The sequence below is a fragment of the Streptomyces sp. NPDC056734 genome, assembly GCF_042790455.1.
Classification (GTDB): domain Bacteria; phylum Actinomycetota; class Actinomycetes; order Streptomycetales; family Streptomycetaceae; genus Streptomyces.
Map to the genome: position 1 here is coordinate 138,095 of NZ_JBHTZD010000019.1, position 17,635 is coordinate 155,729.

16 protein-coding genes are annotated in these 17,635 nt (G+C 70.9%); 14 read left to right on the forward strand and 2 right to left on the reverse strand.

What is annotated here, in order from left to right; all coding sequences use genetic code 11:
• Positions 1-54 precede the first annotated feature (54 nt).
• Genes ACFRFC_RS27885 through menC form a run of 5 tightly spaced genes read left to right on the forward strand, consistent with a single transcriptional unit; the run spans position 55 to position 5,703 of the window.
• The gene (locus ACFRFC_RS27885; protein WP_382693156.1) at positions 55-1,425 is read left to right on the forward strand and encodes an alpha/beta hydrolase; all 1,371 of its coding nucleotides are present in this window, start codon (positions 55-57) and stop codon (positions 1,423-1,425) included.
• 39 nt (positions 1,426-1,464) lie between these two features.
• On the forward strand, positions 1,465-2,502 hold the full coding sequence (locus tag ACFRFC_RS27890; RefSeq protein WP_382693159.1) for a dipeptidase: 1,038 nt from the start codon (positions 1,465-1,467) through the stop codon (positions 2,500-2,502).
• Between the two features lie 47 nt (positions 2,503-2,549).
• A complete protein-coding gene (locus ACFRFC_RS27895; RefSeq protein WP_382693221.1) occupies positions 2,550-3,644 on the forward strand; it encodes a M20/M25/M40 family metallo-hydrolase in 1,095 nt (364 codons plus the stop codon).
• A 2-nt stretch (positions 3,645-3,646) separates the two neighbouring features.
• Positions 3,647-4,606: a GNAT family N-acetyltransferase gene (locus tag ACFRFC_RS27900; RefSeq protein WP_382693162.1), complete on the forward strand. Its 960-nt coding sequence runs from the start codon at positions 3,647-3,649 to the stop codon at positions 4,604-4,606.
• Complete coding sequence (menC, locus tag ACFRFC_RS27905) at positions 4,603-5,703, forward strand: o-succinylbenzoate synthase (RefSeq protein WP_382693165.1); 1,101 nt, start codon at positions 4,603-4,605, stop codon at positions 5,701-5,703. Before ACFRFC_RS27900 ends, menC begins: the two co-directional genes overlap by 4 nt.
• Before the next feature lie 87 nt (positions 5,704-5,790).
• Here menC and ACFRFC_RS27910 read toward each other — a convergent pair whose 3' ends face one another.
• Together ACFRFC_RS27910 and ACFRFC_RS27915 are read right to left on the reverse strand one after the other, a co-directional pair.
• Positions 5,791-7,401 (reverse strand): succinic semialdehyde dehydrogenase, encoded by a 1,611-nt coding sequence (locus tag ACFRFC_RS27910; protein ID WP_382693167.1) that lies wholly within the window; start codon positions 7,399-7,401, stop codon positions 5,791-5,793.
• Positions 7,398-7,814: a nuclear transport factor 2 family protein gene (locus ACFRFC_RS27915; RefSeq protein ID WP_382693169.1), complete on the reverse strand. Its 417-nt coding sequence runs from the start codon at positions 7,812-7,814 to the stop codon at positions 7,398-7,400. The genes ACFRFC_RS27910 and ACFRFC_RS27915 overlap by 4 nt, the downstream gene beginning before the upstream one ends.
• Positions 7,815-7,998: 184 nt before the next feature.
• Between ACFRFC_RS27915 and ACFRFC_RS27920 the strand changes: the two genes are divergently transcribed.
• The 9 genes from ACFRFC_RS27920 to ACFRFC_RS27960 all read left to right on the forward strand — a co-directional run bounded on the left by ACFRFC_RS27920 (position 7,999) and on the right by ACFRFC_RS27960 (position 17,635).
• Positions 7,999-9,810 (forward strand): AMP-dependent synthetase/ligase, encoded by a 1,812-nt coding sequence (locus ACFRFC_RS27920; protein ID WP_382693172.1) that lies wholly within the window; start codon positions 7,999-8,001, stop codon positions 9,808-9,810.
• Positions 9,811-9,886: 76 nt separating this feature from the next.
• Entirely contained in the window at positions 9,887-10,498 is a 612-nt protein-coding gene (locus tag ACFRFC_RS27925) for a TetR/AcrR family transcriptional regulator (RefSeq protein WP_382693174.1), read from the forward strand.
• Between the two features lie 294 nt (positions 10,499-10,792).
• Complete coding sequence (locus ACFRFC_RS27930) at positions 10,793-11,002, forward strand: hypothetical protein (RefSeq protein WP_382693176.1); 210 nt, start codon at positions 10,793-10,795, stop codon at positions 11,000-11,002.
• Positions 10,999-11,742 carry a restriction endonuclease gene (locus tag ACFRFC_RS27935; protein WP_382693178.1) on the forward strand — a complete coding sequence of 248 codons (744 nt, stop codon included), beginning with the start codon at positions 10,999-11,001 and terminating at the stop codon, positions 11,740-11,742. The genes ACFRFC_RS27930 and ACFRFC_RS27935 overlap by 4 nt, the downstream gene beginning before the upstream one ends.
• A gap of 268 nt (positions 11,743-12,010) precedes the next feature.
• Positions 12,011-12,907, forward strand: coding sequence for an SDR family oxidoreductase (locus ACFRFC_RS27940; RefSeq protein ID WP_382693180.1), 897 nt, complete (start codon positions 12,011-12,013; stop codon positions 12,905-12,907).
• A gap of 118 nt (positions 12,908-13,025) precedes the next feature.
• Positions 13,026-13,328 carry a hypothetical protein gene (locus tag ACFRFC_RS27945; RefSeq protein WP_382693182.1) on the forward strand — a complete coding sequence of 101 codons (303 nt, stop codon included), beginning with the start codon at positions 13,026-13,028 and terminating at the stop codon, positions 13,326-13,328.
• Positions 13,329-13,590: 262 nt separating this feature from the next.
• Positions 13,591-13,809: a thiomuracin/GE37468 family thiazolyl RiPP peptide gene (locus ACFRFC_RS27950; RefSeq protein ID WP_382693185.1), complete on the forward strand. Its 219-nt coding sequence runs from the start codon at positions 13,591-13,593 to the stop codon at positions 13,807-13,809.
• An 87-nt stretch (positions 13,810-13,896) separates the two neighbouring features.
• On the forward strand, positions 13,897-16,716 hold the full coding sequence (locus tag ACFRFC_RS27955) for a lantibiotic dehydratase (RefSeq protein WP_382693187.1): 2,820 nt from the start codon (positions 13,897-13,899) through the stop codon (positions 16,714-16,716).
• A complete protein-coding gene (locus ACFRFC_RS27960) occupies positions 16,709-17,635 on the forward strand; it encodes a lantibiotic dehydratase C-terminal domain-containing protein (protein ID WP_382693188.1) in 927 nt (308 codons plus the stop codon). The genes ACFRFC_RS27955 and ACFRFC_RS27960 overlap by 8 nt, the downstream gene beginning before the upstream one ends.

Consider the following 17,635-nt stretch of genomic DNA (forward strand, 5'->3'; position numbering starts at 1 on the left):
CCTCTCCCGGTTCTCCGGTGAACCGACTCCCGATCACCGCACGAGGAGCTAAACGTGACCACACCCGCACCCACACCCACGTCCGTACCCGCATCCGCACTCGCCCCCCAACTCCTGAGCGCTGTCGCGGCCGGCCAGGACGGAGCCCTCGACGCACTCACCGACGCCCTGACCAAGGCGGGCGGGCCGCTGCTCGACGCGCTCCCCGACGGCGGCCATCTCGTCACCTTCGTCTGGATCGGCCCGGCCGAGCACATCGCCGTCGCCTCTCAGCTCACCATGGACGACGAGGGCCGGGTGGCGCAGATGGAGAGGGTCGCGGGCACCGACGTCTGGTACCTGTCGCTCCCGGTCACCGACGACCGCCTGTCGGTCCTGTACACCTTCGCCGTCAACGACCCGAGCACCAGGGTGTCGACGGACGACATGATGAAACTCGTCCAGGAGGAGAACACGCTGCATGAATTCGCCCTCCAGCGTGCCCGTTGTTCGCACCACGACCCGTTCAACCCCGACCGCGTCACCGCCGACATCATCCACCTGGGCCCCGAGTTCGATCAGAACGCCAAGGACTCCGTGCTCACCCTGCCCGGCGCGGACACCGAGACCTGGTTCGGCCCCAGCCGCACCCCCGGCACCCTCACCGAACACCGGGTACGTTCCGAGGTGTTCGGCAACGAGCGGATCATCACCGTCTACACCCCCGCCGGATACGAGCGCGGCCGGGGCGAGTACCCCTTGGTGTTCCTCCTCGACGGCGAGTACCAGGTGGAGAACTACCCGGTCATCCTCGACAACCTCATCGAGGCCGGAGCGATCCCGCCGACCGTCGCCGCCTTCGTCCACAACAAGAACCCCATGTCACGCATGGTGGAGATGTGCTGCAACCCCGATCTCGTGACCCAGTACGCCGATGAACTCCTGCCCTGGCTGCGCGCCGAGTACGGCGCCGGCGAGGACCCGTCCCGTACGGTCGCCACCGGCGCCAGCTACGGCGGCCTCGGCTCCGTCTGGCTCGCTCACAGCAGGCCCGATGCCATCGGCAGGGTGCTCTCCCTCTCCGGCTCCCATTGGTGGGGCCAGAAGGACGGCTTCGGCGGCGACGAAAGCACGCACTCCATGGGCCGCGACGCTGAACCCGAGTGGCTCACCCGGCAGATCGCCGCCGACCCCGTGACCCCCACCCGCTACTGGGTGAGCGCCGGAACACTGGAGAACCAGCCACTGCCCTTCGGCATCACCCTGCTGGCAGCCAACCGCCATCTGCGCAGCGTGCTGACCGCCAAGGGCTACGACGTCGCGTACGACGAGTTCCCCGGCGCCCATGAACACGCCGGCTGGCGACGCGCCTTCGCCAATGGCCTGCGCTATCTCCTGGGCGACCGGGCCGCGAAGGACCCCGGTACCGCCGGGCCCCGTCTCTGACCCCGGGTGCCAAGCCACCACACACCGGAAGGCTGTGAAGTGACCGCCGACCTCCACCACCGAGCCGTTGTCGCCGACACCCACAACGACCTGCTGGAAGCGGTGACCGCCCGGCCTCCGGCCCGCTGGGCGGAGTTCTTCCGCGAGCGCTGGCTGCCCCAGCTCCAAACCGGCGGGGTCGACATCCAGGTGCTGCCCGTCTTCATCGACGACCCGTACCGCCCCGAAGGCGCCTTGCGCCGCACCCTGCGCATGATCGAGGCCGCCCATGTGCTGGCCGAGGGCAACGCGGACACCGTGACACTGTGCCGCGACGGCGACGAGATCGACGCGGCGCTCGCGGAGTCGAAGATCGCGCTCGTCCTGGCCCTGGAGAGCGCACCCGGCATCGACGCGGACATCGAGCTGTTCCACACCCTCCACCGCCTGGACGTGCGCATGGCGTCCCTCGCCCACTGGGGACGTACTCCGCTCGCGGACGGCAGCGGCGAGGACGCCACCGGCTCCAGGCTGACGGCGGCGGGGGTGCGGGCCCTGGCGGAGATGGAACGCCTCGGCATGATCTTCGACGTGTCCCACCTCGGCGCCGCCGGAGTGGGACATGTCCTCGAACTCGCCACCCGCCCCCTCATCGCCTCCCACTCCTCCGCCCGCGCCCTGCGCGACCACCACCGCAACCTCACCGACGACCAGATCCGGGGCATCGCCGCCACCGGCGGAATCGTCTGCGTCAACTTCCTGCCCGCCTTCCTCGACGCCGACCCCGCGGCACGGACAGTGGAGCGGCTGGGGGACCACATCGAGCACGTGGCCGCCGTCGCGGGCATCGACCACGTCGGCATCGGACCCGACTTCGTGTACGAGGTCATCACCGAGGTCACCCCGCCCTGCTGCGAGGACCTCGCCTACGGGGACATCGACCCGCTCGCCGTCCTGCCGGGCCTCGAAGGCCCCTCCGGACTGCCCCTCGTGACGGCGGAACTCATCCGCCGGGGCCGCGACGAGACCGACATCGGCAAGATCATGGGGGGCAATGTGCACCGCCTCCTGCGCGCGGAACTGGGGCGGCCCCGGTGAGCGCGCGGACGACCCCGACCATGGAAAACAGCGGGCGAGTGGCCCTGATGCTGGCCGATCTCGAACAACTCGTCCGGTGCGAGTCGTACTCAGCCGACCTGGAGGCGGTCGCCCGCAGCGCGGTGGTCGTGGCGGAGGTGGGTTCCCGGCTCCTCGGGGCCGCGCCGAAGACTCTGGTCGTCGACGGAGTCACCCATCTGCGCTGGACGTTCGGCACACCCAGGGTGCTGCTGGTGGGGCACCACGACACGGTGTGGCCGATCGGCTCGCTCGCCACCCACCCCTGGTCGGTCACGGACGGGATCGCGCGGGGACCGGGAGTCTTCGACATGAAGGCCGGACTGGTGCAACTGTTCCACGCCGTGGCGTCGCTGCCCGCTCCCGACGGTGTCTGCGTGCTGATCACCGGGGACGAGGAACTGGGTTCGGCCACTTCCAGCACGCTGATCGAGGAGTCCGCGCGCGGCTGCGCCGCCGCGTTCGTGCTGGAAGCCTCGGCCGACGGCGGCGCGCTCAAGACCGCGCGCAAGGGGGCTTCCCGGTACGAGATCGTCGTCAGCGGCAAGGCCGCGCACGCGGGCCTCGAACCCGAGAAGGGGGCCAACGCCGCCGTCGAGGCGGCTCATCAGATCCTCGCCGTCAACGCGCTCGGCCCACTGATGAACCCCTCCGAAGCCCACGGCCCGCGCGCCACCACCGTCACCCCCACCCTCGTGTCGGCGGGCACCACGGAGAACACCGTGCCGGCCCGGGCCACCGTCCGCGTGGACGTACGGGTGCCGAGCACCGAGGCCCAGCAACGGGTCGATGAACTGATCCGCGCCCTGCCCACCCGTACCCCGGGCACCCGGCTCGACATCCTCGGCGGCCCCGAGCGGCCACCGCTGGAGGCCACATCGTCCGCGGCCCTGTTCGCGCTCGCGCAGCAGGCGGCGGCCCGCCTCGGCATGGAACCGCTGCGGGGCGTGGCGGTCGGCGGAGTCTCCGACGGCAACCTCACCGCCGGGGTGGGCTGCCCGACCCTGGACGGCCTCGGAGCCGTCGGCGGCGGCGCCCACGCCGATGACGAACACATCGTCGTATCCCACATGCCACAACGAGCCGCCCTCCTCGCCGAACTGATCAAGGCAGTACGCACATGAACATGAAAGAGAACGCCACAGCGCTGAACGGAGCCGGGGGCGGGACGTGTGGTGAGGTCGGTGCCTGTGCCGGGACATGCGATGAGGCCGGGGCCGGGACGGGGGACAGGAGCGGTGACGGGCTTGTCGTCCGCGAACTCCACGGCCTCGAAGAGTGCCGGGACCTCCATCGACTCTTCCAGGACATCTGGCACTTCGAGCAGGACCTGAGCCCGCTCAGCGTCGAACTGATCCTCGCGCTGGCCCACTCCGGGAACTATGTGGCCGGCGCCTACCAGGGCTCCCGGCTGGTCGGCGCGTCCGTCGCGTTTCTGGCGGCCCCGCCGGGTCAGGCACTGCACTCCCACATCACCGGCGTGCGCGGCGGACGCGGAATCGGCCTCGCGCTCAAACTGCACCAGCGCACCTGGGCACTCGGCCACGGACTGACCCGCATCTCCTGGACCTTCGACCCCCTGGTCCGCCGGAACGCCTACTTCAACCTGGTCAAACTCGGCGCCACCCTGGCCTCCTACCACCAGGACTTCTACGGCCCCCTGCCCGACTCCCGCAATGGCACCGACGACTCCGACCGAGCAGTCGTCCACTGGCAACTCGACACCCCGGCGACACCGGAACACCACGCCGAGAGTACCCTCCCGGCGCTGCCGGTGCTCACCATGGCGGACGACGGCCACCCCCTGCCGCTGCCCTCCCGGCCGACGGCCGGAGCCCGGTTCGTACGGATCGACCTGCCGCCCGACATCGAGGGCCTGCGCCGCACCGATCCGGCCGCCGCCACCGCCTGGCGCCTCGCCGTACGTGACGCACTCGGCGGGCTGCTGGCCGCGGGCGCCCGCGTCACCGGGTTCCACGGCCGCTCCGGGTATGTCCTCGACCGCCGCCCCCTCACCGACCGTCGTCCCCTCACCCCCGGAACATCCGCCCGACCGGGCCACACCCTGGAGTCACCGAACCGATGAAGGTCAAGGGAATTGAACTCCGCCGTATCGCCATGCCCCTCAAGGCCCCCTTCCGCACCTCCTTCGGCGTCGAGTACGCCCGCGACATCCTGCTGCTGCGGGTGGAGACCCCCGACGGCGAAGGCTGGGGCGAATGTGTCGCCATGTCCGAACCCCGCTACAACTGCGAGTACCTGGACGGCGCGGCCGAAGTCCTCCGCCGCTTCCTGATCCCGGCCCTCCCCGACCACATCACCGCCGGCACCGTCGCCACCGCACTCGAACCCTTCAAAGGGCACCGGATGGCAAAAGCCGCCCTCGAAAGCGCCCTGCTGGACGCCCAACTACGCGCGGGCGGCGAATCCTTCGCCTCCTATCTCGGCGCCGTCCGCGACCGGGTGCCCAGCGGAGTCTCCGTCGGCATCATGGACTCCATCCCCGAACTGCTCGACGCGGTGGAGGGCTTCGTCGACGAGGGCTACCTCCGGATCAAACTGAAGATCGCACCCGGCTGGGACATCACACCGGTCGCCGCCGTACGGGAACGCTTCGGCGACGACCTGCTCCTCCAGGCCGACGCCAACGCGGCCTACACCCTCGCCGACGCACGCCACCTCGAACAGCTCGACTCCTTCGGACTCCTCCTCATCGAGCAACCCCTCGCCGACGACGACCTCGTCCAGCACGCCCACCTCGCCCGACGCCTCGCCACCCCCGTATGCCTGGACGAGTCGATCGAATCCGCCGCGCACGCCGCCGCGGCCATCTCCCTGGGCGCCTGCTCCGTCGTCAACATCAAACCCGGCCGCGTCGGCGGCTATCTCGAAGCCCGCCGCATCCACGACCTGTGCCGGGCCCACGGAATCGCCGTGTGGTGCGGCGGAATGATCGAAACCGGAATCGGCCGCGCCGCCAACGTCGCCCTCGCGGCCCTCCCGGGCTTCACCCTCCCCGGCGACACGTCCGCCTCCAGCCGCTACTACGCCACGGACATCACCACCCCCTTCGCACTCGACAACGGCCACCTCGCGGTACCCACCGGACCCGGCACCGGCGTGGAACCCCTACCGGACGTACTCGCCGAAGTGACCACCTCCACGGAATGGATCACCGTCTAGTACGGAATGGATCACCGTCCGTTGCCGCGTGACCGCACAGGTTCGCTGGGACATGGGTCGGGCAGGTGCCGGACATGGGCCCTCGGCTCAGGCCCGTGGCAGGCGACGCATCAGCCTCAGCGAGAGCGTCATGAGCCTGGCGTACGTCTCCATGCTCATGCCGTCCGTGGGGCCGAAGCGTGTCAGGTGCTGGCGGGCCACCGACTGCGGTTCGGTGAAGCGCAGGATTCCCTCGCGGCCCTGGCGGCGGCCCAGGCCGGACTGGCGCATGCCGCCCATGGGGGAGTCGATGCTGGCGAAGGAGGCGGCGTAACCCTCGTTGATGTTGACCGTGCCCGCCACACAGCCCCGTGCGAAGTCACGCGCCCGGCGTCCGCCGAAGACCGACGCGTTGAGACCCATATGGCCCGCGTTGACCTGGTCGAGGACCGCGCTCTCGTCCTCGAACGGGTAGACGGCGGCCACCGGACCGAATGTCTCCTGGAGGTGGCAGTCCATGCCGGGGGTGACATCGGCCAGGATCGTCGGCTCGAAGAAGCACGGGCCGTGCTCGGGGCGCGCGGAGCCGCCCGCGAGCACGGTCGCGCCCTTCATGACCGCGTCCTCCACATGCGCGGTCACCTTCTCCAACTGCTCCCGGGAGATGAGCGAGCCCATGGCGTTCTCCCAGGACGCGTCCGCGGTGAACACCATCGCCCTCGTCCGGGCGACGAAACGGTCCACGAAAGCGTCGTGGACGGCCCGGTCGACATAGAAGCGCTCGCTGGAGACACACAGCTGGCCGGCGTTGGGGAAGGCCGCACGGACCGCGCCCTCGGCCGCCTTGTCGATGTCGGCGTCGCGCAGCACCACGAACGCGTTCTTGCCGCCCAGCTCCAGTGAGCAGCCGATGAGCCGCTCCGCGCACTGCCGGGCCACCACCCGCCCCGTCGCCACCGAGCCGGTGAAGCACACATAGTCGGCGTGGGCGATGACATCACGGCCCACGGACGGGCCGGGACCGGCCACGATCTGCCAGAGATCCTCGGGCATACCCGCCTCGACCAGCAGTTGTTTCCCGATCAGTGCCGAGAGCATGGTGCGTTCATCGGGCTTCAGGACCACCGCGTTCCCCGCCATGACGGCCGCCAGACCGTCGCACGAGGCCAGGGTGAAGGGGTAGTTCCACGGCGAGATGATCCCGATGACGCCCTTCGGGATGTGATGCACCCGCACGCGAGTGAGACCCGGCATGGCACCTTTGGCGCCATGGCTGCGCACATGCCGCGCGCCCGTTCGCGCGTAGTAGCGCGCGGTGAGGCCCAGGTGCAGCATTTCGTCGAACGCGTGACGACGGGCCTTGCCCGTCTCCGCCACCACGACCTCCATGATCGTGCTCTGCCGGGCCACGACCAGGTCATGGAAACGGAGCAGCACGCGAAAGCGGGCGCGCGCGGGGAGACGGGACCACCGACGCTGAGCCGCGCGCGCCCGGGCGAACGCCTCCTCGACACCCGCTGTGGTCGTCCGCGGCACACGGGCCAGTTCCTCGCCGGTGAGCGGGGAGCGTACGACCGTCCGCTCGTCGCCGCCGGGCGCCACCAGGGCGACCAGTGCGGCCACCAGCCGCGGGGCGAGTGGCGGTGTGGGTGCCGGTGTGGGTGGGGTGGGCGCCGCGGAGTCGTCCCGCGCGCCGTCGACCGCCGCGGCGGGGGTCACGACACGGGCCCGTCGACCGGCGCCGCCGCTGGGACGGGCAGCGCCGCGAGCATCGCGAGTCCGTCGACGTAGGAGTGCTTCTCCTGCACCGCCCCGTCCTGGACGAGGACGAAGTCCGCGAGGTCGACGTCCATCAGGGCGCCCGTGGCCACCGCCGTCCCCGTGAGCTTGAACTGGGTGACCCAGAAATCGGCCCCGGTGCGCAGCGAGATCAGCGTGAACGTGAGGTCCGGAATGAGCGCGAAGGTGTCCGCCGCCGCCGCGCGGATCGCCGCGCGACCGCGTGCCGGAGGCTGGTCCAGGTGCAGATGGAAGAGCGAGTCCTCGGTGTGCAGGGCGGCGATCCGGTCGGGGTCCCGGGCCTCCCACTGGGCGTGGTAGCGGTCGAAGAACCTGCGGGTTTCGGTGGTCATGCCATGCCTCCCGATGGCTAAAAACAGTCAGCCTGTATGTAAACTTAGCATTCATTCGAGCGTCAAGCCCTTCGTCGCTTTCGCGTGAGTGGGGGGCGGGCTGGGGCGTCGGGAGCACTGACAAACAGGCAGGCGGTATGTATCTTCAACGGCGAACTCCTTCGGTATCCGAGAGGTGGCACCCATGACCGGCAGCAGTCCCGCACAGGCGCGTGCGGCGGTGGGGACGGGATCGCGCACGATGGCGGACCTGGTCCCGTGCGCCGCGCGGCGGTACGGCCCGAGCTTCGCGCTCCAGTTCAAGGAGGGCGGGGTCTGGAGACCCGTGAGCTACGCGGAGCTGTGGGAGGCCGTGTCCGAGGTCGGGCGGGGTCTCCTCGCCCTGGGGCTGCGGCCGGGGGCCAAAGTGGCGATCCTGGCCAACTCCAGGCCGGAGTGGACGTACGCCCACTTCGGGATCCTCGCCGCCGGTGGGGTCTCGGTGTCGGTGTACCAGACCAACTCGGCCGAGGAGTGCCAGTACGTGCTGGGGCACTCCGGCGCCGAGTTCGTCTTCGTCGAGGACGCGGAGCAGTGGGAGAAGGTCGCGGCGGTGCGGGCGCGGCTGCCGCTGCTGCGGGAGGTCATCACTTTCGACCCGGTGCCGCAGGCCCCCGGGGCCGTGCCGCTGGAGGAGGTCCGCCGCCGGGGGAGGGAGGCGGATCCGGCGGCTTTCGAGGCCGGTATCGCCGCGATCGGGCCGGAGCAACCCTGCCTCATCATGTATACGTCAGGGACGACCGGCGTACCCAAGGGCTGTGTTCTCACCCACGGCAACTACCGCGAAGTGGTCGACATGATCGCGGCGACCGGCACGATCGTGCCCGGGGACCGGGTCTATCTGTTTCTTCCGCTGGCCCATGCTTTCGCCGCCGTGGTCCAGTTCCTGTCGCTCGATCTGGGAGCCTCGATCGCCTTCTGGGAGAAGGATCCCGACAAAATCATCCCCAACCTCATGGAAGTGCGGCCCACCTATTTCCCTTCCGTCCCGAGGATTTTCGAGAAGGTCTACGCACGGGCGACGGCTCTGGTGGAGGACCCCGCACGGCTGCGGAAGGCCGTCGAGACAGGGGCGCGGGTGCGGGAACTGACCGCGGCGGGGGAGGCGATTCCCGAGGAACTGCGGGATGCGTTCGAGGAGTTCGAAGAGGCGCTCTACACGAAAGTCCGGGGCCTGTTCGGCGGCGAGATCCGGCTGTGCACCTCGGGAGCCGCGCCCATCGCGCAGGACATACTGGAGTTCTTCCACGCCTGTGGCGTGCCGGTGCTGGAGGCGTACGGTCTGACCGAGACCGCCACCGTGTCGACGGTCAACTCGCTCCGGGAATTCCGGTTCCGCTCGGTGGGGAAGCCGCTGCCCGGGGTCGAGGCCAGGATCGCCGACGACGGTGAACTGCTGCTCCGCGGCGGGAATGTGTTCCAGGGCTACCACGTGGACGAACGGTCCACCGAGCAGGTCCTCGACGCCGACGGCTGGTTCCGCACCGGTGACCTGGCCTCGATCGACGAGGACGGGTACGTCTTCATCACCGGCCGGCAGAAGGACATCATCATCACGGCCGGCGGGAAGAACATCGCGCCGGCGCGGGCGGAAAACGCGCTCAAGGAAAGCGCCTGGATATCGCAGGCCGTTCTCGTCGGCGACCTTCGGCCCTATCTGGTGGCCCTGATCACCCTGGATCAGGAGAAACTGACATCCTTCGCCGCCGCGAACGGCATGACACCCGGTGAAGCAATGAAATCACCGAGAATAACCGCAATTGTGCAGCACGAGGTCGACAGGGTGAACGCACAGGTGGGCCGGGTCGAGCAGATCAAACGATTCGCGGTTCTCCCGAGGGATCTCACGGTCGAAGCGGGTGAGCTGACAGTGAGCTTCAAGGTGAGACGCGCGCCCGTCCTCGCCAACCACGCGAAGGCCATCGAGGCTTTGTACGCGACTCCGATGTCCGGGTAGGCGATTGTCCGGGTGGGCGACGAAAGCGCTGGCCTATACTGGCCTGCGCCTACCCGCCCTAGTGAACTCGGGATCGATGAGCGACGACCGCCGAACCCAAGCCGCGCGTTCCGCGGCAACCCGCAAAGCCCTCCTGGAAGCGGGCCGCACATTGTTCGGCGAGATCGGCTATGCCGATGTCAGCACGGTGGCGATCGTAAAGGCGGCCGGGGTCAGCCGGGGCGCGATGTACCACCAGTTCGCCGACAAGCGCGCGCTCTTCGAAGCGGTCCTTGAGGACGTCGAGCGGGATCTGGTGCGGAGCATCGGCTCCGCCGTCGCCGAGGCGGGACTGGCCGACCCGATCGAAAGCCTCATCGTGGGCTGCCTCGCCTGGCTGGAAGCCTCCGCCGAGCCCGGCGTCCAGCGCATCGCGCTCCTCGACGCCCCCGCCGTACTCGGCTGGGAGCGGTGGCGGGAGATCGAATCCCGCCACACCATCGGGCTGATGGAGGACCGGCTCGCCGGCGCGATGGCCGCGGGCCGCATCCCTCCGCAGGCGACCCGCCCCCTGGCCGTCGTCCTCGTCGGCGCCCTGGACGAGGCGTCACAGCACCTGGCGACGGGCCGGGAGTCACCCGAGGCGATCAAGTCGGTGATCGTGCAGCTCATCTCGGGACTCGGAGGGAACACGGGCGAGCGGCGGTGACTGGACGTACCCCACGCGACGCCACCGACCGGGACGCCGAGCAGACCCACACAGGCGTGATCACTGTGTCGTGGTGTTCCGGCAGGATGTTCTTCACTCGAACGGGGACACGTGGCCGGCCGTCGCCCCGGGTACACCCCGCCGTTCGGTATCCGGCCAGGTCCGACGGGTTTGTGCCATTCGCCGTCAAACCCGCCTCCTACGTCACCGGGGCCCCGCTACAACAAGGAGTCGGGGACGGAGTGCTGGTGTCTCCGTGTGGTGACGGCCGGTCGACGGGGGAGGTCTGGACGGTTGCTGTCCATCAACGTGGCGGTGCTGCTCGCGGTCATCGTGGTCCTGAGGCTGCGGCGGCGTACACAGTCCCGTAGCCGCTCCGACGAGAAACTGACCGTGGTCATCGTCCTGGCACTGGGAGTCCTGATCGCACCCACCCCGGCGGGCCAGGGAATCCTGAGCTTCCTCGGGCAGCTCGCGGGCGGCGTCACGCAGGCCGGCCGATGAGCCCCCGCGCACCGCGCCGGAGCCGGACGGTCCGGACGGCCACGACCAGGCGCCCGTCGGCGCGGCGGCGCACCCGCAGGCCCGGCAGGCGGCGGCAGCGCACGGACGACCGGCTGACCGGCCTCCTCATGGCTGCGGCCGTCGCCGTCGCCCTGGCGGTGGCCGTCGTCGACTGGCTGCTGGCCCACTGGTGGGTCATGGCCGCCACCGGCGCGCTCGTGGCGGTGGCGGCCGGTGTGTGGCTCCACCAGAGGCAGCAACGGGCGCGATGGGCGGCGGTCCGGGCCCGGGGCCTGCGCTACGGGCTGGACCAGCTCGACGCCCTGCACCACACCCGGTTCGAGGACGCGGTACGGGACCTGATGCGCCGTGACGGCTGCCCGGACGCGGTCCGGGTCGGGGGCGGCGGGGACCTGGGCGCCGACGTGAAGGCCACCGACCCCTACGGACGCCGTTGGGTGATCCAGTGCAAACACCGGCGCAACGGTCTCGCCGGCTCCGCGGTCGGTACCCCGGACCTCCAGATCCTCAACGGCACCGCCCGCCAGGTCCACGGCGCCGACATCGCCGTCATCGTGACCAACGGCCGCGTCACCGCGCCCGCCGTGGACTTCGCGAAGCAGCAGCGCCTGCATGTCGTCGACCGCCACACCCTCGCCGTATGGGCCTCCGGCTCACGCCCCTTGTGGGAGCTGCTCCGGGCCGTCCCACCGCCCCGCAGACCGACCACCTTCTCCTGATCGCCCGCAACGCGGTCACCGAGGACGACCGCAGGCGGCGTGCGCGCGGTTCCTCGAAGGCCGTGAAGGCCGGGCAGGTCGTCGGCTCGGAGCGCCGTACCCGATCGGGTGGAATCGCCTGCGGGCCAGGGTGCGGCCCGTCGCCGTATGGCCTAATGCTGAACGGGCTTCGGCCCTCGGACGTGGGCAAACGCCCCGTGCCGGGGGTCGTGGGCCACCGCAGATCCCCGACCCGCGCAAGTCACCCAACCCCCAGGGAGAAACATCCGTGCGTGTCTTCCTCACCGGCGCGACCGGATTCATCGGCAGCGCAGTCCTCCCCGAACTGCTGGCCGCGGGGCACACGGTCGTCGCGCTCGCCCGCTCGCAGCGGGCCGCCGCGGCGGTGGCCGCCGCCGGCGCCGAACCGTACCCGGGCACGCTGGAGGACCTCGACGGGCTGCGGCGCGCGGCGGACGCGGCGGACGGCGTGATCCACACCGCCTTCATCCACGACTTCGCCACCTACACCACCTCCGTCCAGATCGACCGGCGTGCCGTCGAGGCCATGGGCGACGCGCTCGCGGGATCGGACCGGCCCCTCGTGGCCGCCTCCGGCAGCGCGGGCCCGGCACTGGGCCGGACCGTCACGGAGGACGACATCGCCGACCCCACCGTGCCGGGCGCCCTCAGGGCCCCCTCCGAACAAGGCGCCCTGGCACTCGCCGAGCGCGGGGTGCGCGCCTGCGTCGTACGCCTGCCGCCCTCGGTGCACGGCCGGGGCGACCACGGACTCGTCCCGGTTCTCATCGCCACCGCCATCGACAAGGGCGTCGCCGGGTACATCGACGACGGCGCCAACCGCTGGCCCGCCGTCCACCGGCTCGACGCGGCACGACTGTTCCGCCTGGCCCTGGAGAACGCCCCCGCGGGTGCCCGCCTGCACGGCGTCGACGAGGAAGGCGTGCCCTTCCGGGTCCTCGCGGAGGCGATCAGCCAAGGGCTGGGGCTGCCCGCCATCTCCGTAACGGGCGAAAGGGCGCACGACCACTTCGGCTGGCTCGGCGTGCTCGCCGGGATGGACGCCCCCGCGTCGAGCACCCGCACCCGCACGCTGCTGGACTGGCACCCCAGCCACCCGGACCTGCTCACGGACCTTGCCGACGGCCACTACTTCGCGACCTGACCCTCCGCCACCACCGGCTCCGGCGGACACGTGGGGAACGGGTCGATGAACGGCGGATGCGGGCTCGATTCGGTCTTCGGCGATGGGCTGGGACTCAGGAGCACCGTAGCGTCGGGAGGTGTCACGCACTGGCGGCGCTCACAACTTCGTCGCCCGCCAGTCCATCCCCGCAGGTCAGGAGATCACGTTCGACTACGCGATGCGGAACTACTCGGTCGAACACTTCGCGGCCCACTGCCAGTGCGGTGCGCCGGGCTGCCGGGACCGCATCACCGGCTGGAAGAATCTCCCCGCCGCGCGTAAAGCGGACTACCACGGCTTCGCCGCCCCCTATCTCACCGACATCGACAACCAGCGTGCCACCGAGCAGGTCGGACAGGCCGTGCGGATAGGGCGAGGGACGCCGCCCAGGGTCCGGTGACCTGACCCGAGAGGGCGTTGACCGCCCCTCGGCAAGGTGGCGGGGCGGATGTTCCGGTGAGCCTCGCACCGGCAGCACAGGCGGCAGTAGCCGGACTTCAACGGCTGCTGTCGTCCTGGACGAAGCGGGAGCCACCGCACGGACAGAAGTGCCCGCCGCCCGACACTCATCAAGGTTTCCTCAAGGTCGCCGGAAAGGTCCGGCCGCGAGATTGGTCGCATGACCCAGGCAGTCATGCGAAGCAATCGACAAGGGGACCACGATGAGTGATCGACTCGACCTCGACGTCCAGGATCTGCCCATGGACGTCTTCGATCTCAGCGGCACCGGGCTGGAGATCGAGACCCTGACCACCGGTCACGGCATGCAGGAGCACGCCGCGTCGACCGGATCGATGCCGTGCAGCTGGAACTCCTCCTGCTGCTGCGGCAACTGTGCCGACCCGCTTCCGTACACGGACGACACCGACGACCTGGAGTAACACCCGTCCGGATCGCCGCGTGCCGGCCGGTGCCGTCGTCCCATCCCGACGGCGCCGGTCGGCGGCCCGCCCGAGGAAGCACGCATTGTGACCGAACTGAATCGGACCAGCGATCCGGCCATGCCCCCGATGGTCGTCCGGATGGCCGGCCTGCCCGCCGCCACTCTCGCGGAACTCGCCTTCGACGACACAGCCGAACACCTGCGGCGGGTGGTCGAGCTGCACAGACGGCTGACGGCCGAGGCGACCGCGCTCGGCGCGGAACTCCACGCTGTCATCGGCGCCCTGCCCCCGGGATCGCCCGCGAAGTCCTGGCTGGTCGCGCTGCGCCGAGCCCTGCACGGGCTGCGCCGACCGGCCCGCCGCGCCTGGGACCCCGCCCTGGCCGCACTGGTACCCGGCGAACTCGCCGGGCGGGTGTACGCCTGGGCCGAACAGCGCGACACCTGGCAAGGCGAACGCGACGCGCTCCCCGGGACACTCGCCACCGAACTGACTACGGCCGGTGACCGATACCGCGCCCTACTGAGCGATCCATGGTTCCGGCGCGGCCTGTACCACTCCGACCCGGTGCTCAGCGACGCCCTGGACCGATGGCTCGCCGACCCGACCCGCCGCCCCCGCCGCAAGACGCTGTCCCGGCTGACCCGCTATGCCACCAGGGCAGCCGCCAAGACGAGCCCCTACAGCGGCTTCATGGTGGCGGGCCCAGGGGAATGGGCCGCGGGAGCCGGGGAGTGGGCGGCCGGAGCCGCCAGTGAGTCACCGCGCCTGCCGGCCGGTCCCCAGGGGCACCCGGCGCGGGGTGTGTCCGAGCTGTACGAGGCCGTCGTACGCCCCTGGTTCGACGCCGTGGTGCGTATCCCCGGTGTCGCCGACAGCATGGCGGTGCGCGTCAATCCCAGCCTGACGACGGTGGGGCAGCGGCTGCGTTTCCTCGGCCCGCCGCCCACCGAGCAGGTGGTGACCATCGAGACCGCGCCCGCCGTCACCACATGCCTGCAACTGCTCCGCGAGCACCCCTTGATGAGCCTGCGTGAGCTGTGCGAACGCCTGGCGGTGGCCGCCGGATCGGCGAGCGACGCCGAGGCCGGGAGGTTCGTGGACCGGTTGCGGGACATCGGGCTGCTGGAGACGGTGCCACCGGACGGTATCAGGCCGACCTCTCCCGAGGCGCTGGCCCGCTGGCTGAGCGGCGTGCCCGAGATCGGCCGCGACGTGCTGGCGCGACTCGATGTCCTCGCGAGTGAGCTGCGCAGCCCAGCGGCCCTCGACGACGTCGCCGGGCACCGGCGGCAACAGGCCCGGCTGGCCACGGAGACGGCCCGCCTCGCCGTCGGCATGGCCGAGGCCGAAGGCGGGGACAGTGGCCGTTGGCAGACGGCGGCCGGCGCCCGCCGGGTGGTGGTCGCCGACACCGCCGTCACGGACTTCCCCTTGGCACGGCACGACCCGCGCGCCTGGCAGTCCGCCCTGGCCGAGCTGCGGACCGTCGGCCGCTGGCTGGCGGCGCTGGTGCCCGAGTGGGGCTTCCGCCGGTCCCTGCACGCCTGGTGGTGCCGTCGCTTCGCGGAAGGCGACGCGGTGCCGTTCCTCGTCGTCCACCAGGAACTGATGGCGGAGATCGAGGCAGGGACCCCGGGCGGGGCCGAACTGCGGACGCTGTGGCAGGCGCTGCCCGCGGTCCCGGACGGCCCGCCCGACAGCACGCGCGACGGCTTGTCCGGCGGCCTCGGCGCCGCCGCCGAGGCCGTGGCACTGTGGCGATCGGCGCACGCCTGTCTGAACCGGCCGGTCGGCCCCGACGGCGTCGTGCGGATCGACCCGGGTGAACTGGCCGCCTTCGCCGCCGCCACCCCCCGATGGCTGGACCCACTGCGCTCCCTCGGCGTCTACGCGCAGCGGGTCTCCCGGCCCGGAGCGGAGGACACCACCCTGGTGCTGAACCGTCTCGACACCGGCTTCGGCCGTGGCCGAAGCCGCGTCACGTATCTGAGAAGCGGCCCGGACAGCGCGCCCCGCACCTGGACCGACGGCGTGCCCCTGGCGGCCGGTGCCCCGCCGGTACCTGTGGCGCTCGCCACCAGCCAGGGCCTCTCGCTCAACGACCGGCTGCCCAGTGTGGCCCACGAGATCGACTACCCGTTCCAGCCCGCGCCGCCGCCTCCCGCGCGGAGCCTGCCGCTGGGTGACCTGACGGTACGCCACGACCCTGACTCGCAGCGGTTGTGCCTGACCTCCGCACGCCTCGGCGTCGACATCACACCCGTACACCTGGGCATGATGGCCGAGACGATGCTCCCGCCGGCCGCCCGGCTGCTGCTCACCGCGTTCGGTGAACGTCCCCCCGACCTGCCCTGGAACGGCCGGCTCTACCTCCGCCGAAACCCGGTCGAACACTGGCCACGGCTCCAGACGGGCCGGGTGGTGCTGAGCCGCGAGCAGTGGGCCATGGCCCACTCGGAGGTACCGCGCCGCGCTCGCGGCGAGTCCGACGCCGGTTTCCTCCTTCGGCTCGCCGAGTGGCGCGACCAGCTGGGCGTGCCCGCGCGGTGCTTCGCCAGGCCGATCCCTGCCTGGGAGTGGAAGCGGCGGCGGAACACGCTCGACGAACTCGCCGGAAAGCGCACCATGAAGCCGCTCTACGTCGATTTCAGCAACGTGTATCTGGTCGATGCCCTGGAGGCCATGACCCGCCGCGAGCCGCACACGATCGTCTTCGAGGAGGCGCTCCCGGACCCCCTGGACGGCGCCGCGCTCGGCTTCACCCATGTCACCGAGTATCTGCTGGAACTCGCGGTGCCGGACGGCGAAGTATCCGATTCCGTGGTGAGCGGGGACCCGACCGATCCCGTCGTGGGCGGGGAGCCGACCGGTCCCCTCCTGAGCGGGTCGAGCCATGGCTGACCCGGCGTGGCTCAGCGCGCACATCTTCTACCAGGGCAGTCTCGACCTCCCTCTCACCCACCTCGTCGCCCCGCTGATCCATGAGCTGGACATGGCGGACTTCGGGTACGAGTACTTCTTCCTGCGCTACTGGGACGGCGGCCCGCACCTCCGGCTGCGTATCAGGTGCGAGCCGAAGTGGCATCCCGAGGTGTCCGGCCGCCTGGACGCGGCGGCCGAACGCTTCTTCGCCGTCCATCCGGCGCCCGATGTCATGAGCGACGCCGACTACGCGTCGCTCGCCGCCGACCTCGCCCGTGACGAGGGGACCGCACCGGCCTTCCCGGCGCTCCGGCCGAACAACTCGCTGGCCTACCTCCCCTACCGGCCGGAGCTGGACCGGTACGCACGCCACACGCCGATCCATGTCGTGGAACAGCACTTCGACCGGTCCAGCCGGATCGTCCTGCCCGTCATCAGCGACGCCGTTCCGATGGCCGTCCGGCTGCGGGCCGCGCTGGCGTTCTACCAGCTCGCCTGGTTCAGCCAGGAACCGAACCCACGGCGGCTGGCCAGGTCGGTCCGGCGGGCAGGGCAGCGCACCGGGCAGCGGGGCGGCGGGCCGATCCGCCGTACGGACGGGCTGCCCCCGGCGAACCGGGAACTCACCCGCACCACCGCTCAGATGCGGACCCTGGCCGAGCGCGCCCCGCATCTCGACGGGACCGGCACCCTGCTGGCCTGGGCTCGGGAGACCCGCCTCCTCGCCGCCGAACTGTCCGGCGATCCCGACGCCCTGGGCATCATCCACGCCTGCGCCCACCTGGCGTGCAACCGCCTCGGCGTGGACACCCGCCTCGAACAGCATCTGAGCGCCACAGCGATGACGGGGGTCGTCGGCCTGTCGGCCTCGTCGGTCTCGTCGGATCGGAGTAACTGA

Coding starts and splice junctions, on each gene's coding strand:
- ACFRFC_RS27960 (WP_382693188.1), top strand. CDS start 16,709: ATGGCTGACCCGGCGTGGCTCAGCGCGCACATCTTCTACCAGGGCAGT.
- menC (WP_382693165.1), top strand. CDS start 4,603: ATGAAGGTCAAGGGAATTGAACTCCGCCGTATCGCCATGCCCCTCAAG.
- ACFRFC_RS27900 (WP_382693162.1), top strand. CDS start 3,647: ATGAAAGAGAACGCCACAGCGCTGAACGGAGCCGGGGGCGGGACGTGT.
- ACFRFC_RS27920 (WP_382693172.1), top strand. CDS start 7,999: ATGACCGGCAGCAGTCCCGCACAGGCGCGTGCGGCGGTGGGGACGGGA.
- ACFRFC_RS27915 (WP_382693169.1), bottom strand. CDS start 7,814: ATGACCACCGAAACCCGCAGGTTCTTCGACCGCTACCACGCCCAGTGG.
- ACFRFC_RS27950 (WP_382693185.1), top strand. CDS start 13,591: ATGAGTGATCGACTCGACCTCGACGTCCAGGATCTGCCCATGGACGTC.
- ACFRFC_RS27935 (WP_382693178.1), top strand. CDS start 10,999: ATGAGCCCCCGCGCACCGCGCCGGAGCCGGACGGTCCGGACGGCCACG.
- ACFRFC_RS27895 (WP_382693221.1), top strand. CDS start 2,550: ATGCTGGCCGATCTCGAACAACTCGTCCGGTGCGAGTCGTACTCAGCC.
- ACFRFC_RS27925 (WP_382693174.1), top strand. CDS start 9,887: ATGAGCGACGACCGCCGAACCCAAGCCGCGCGTTCCGCGGCAACCCGC.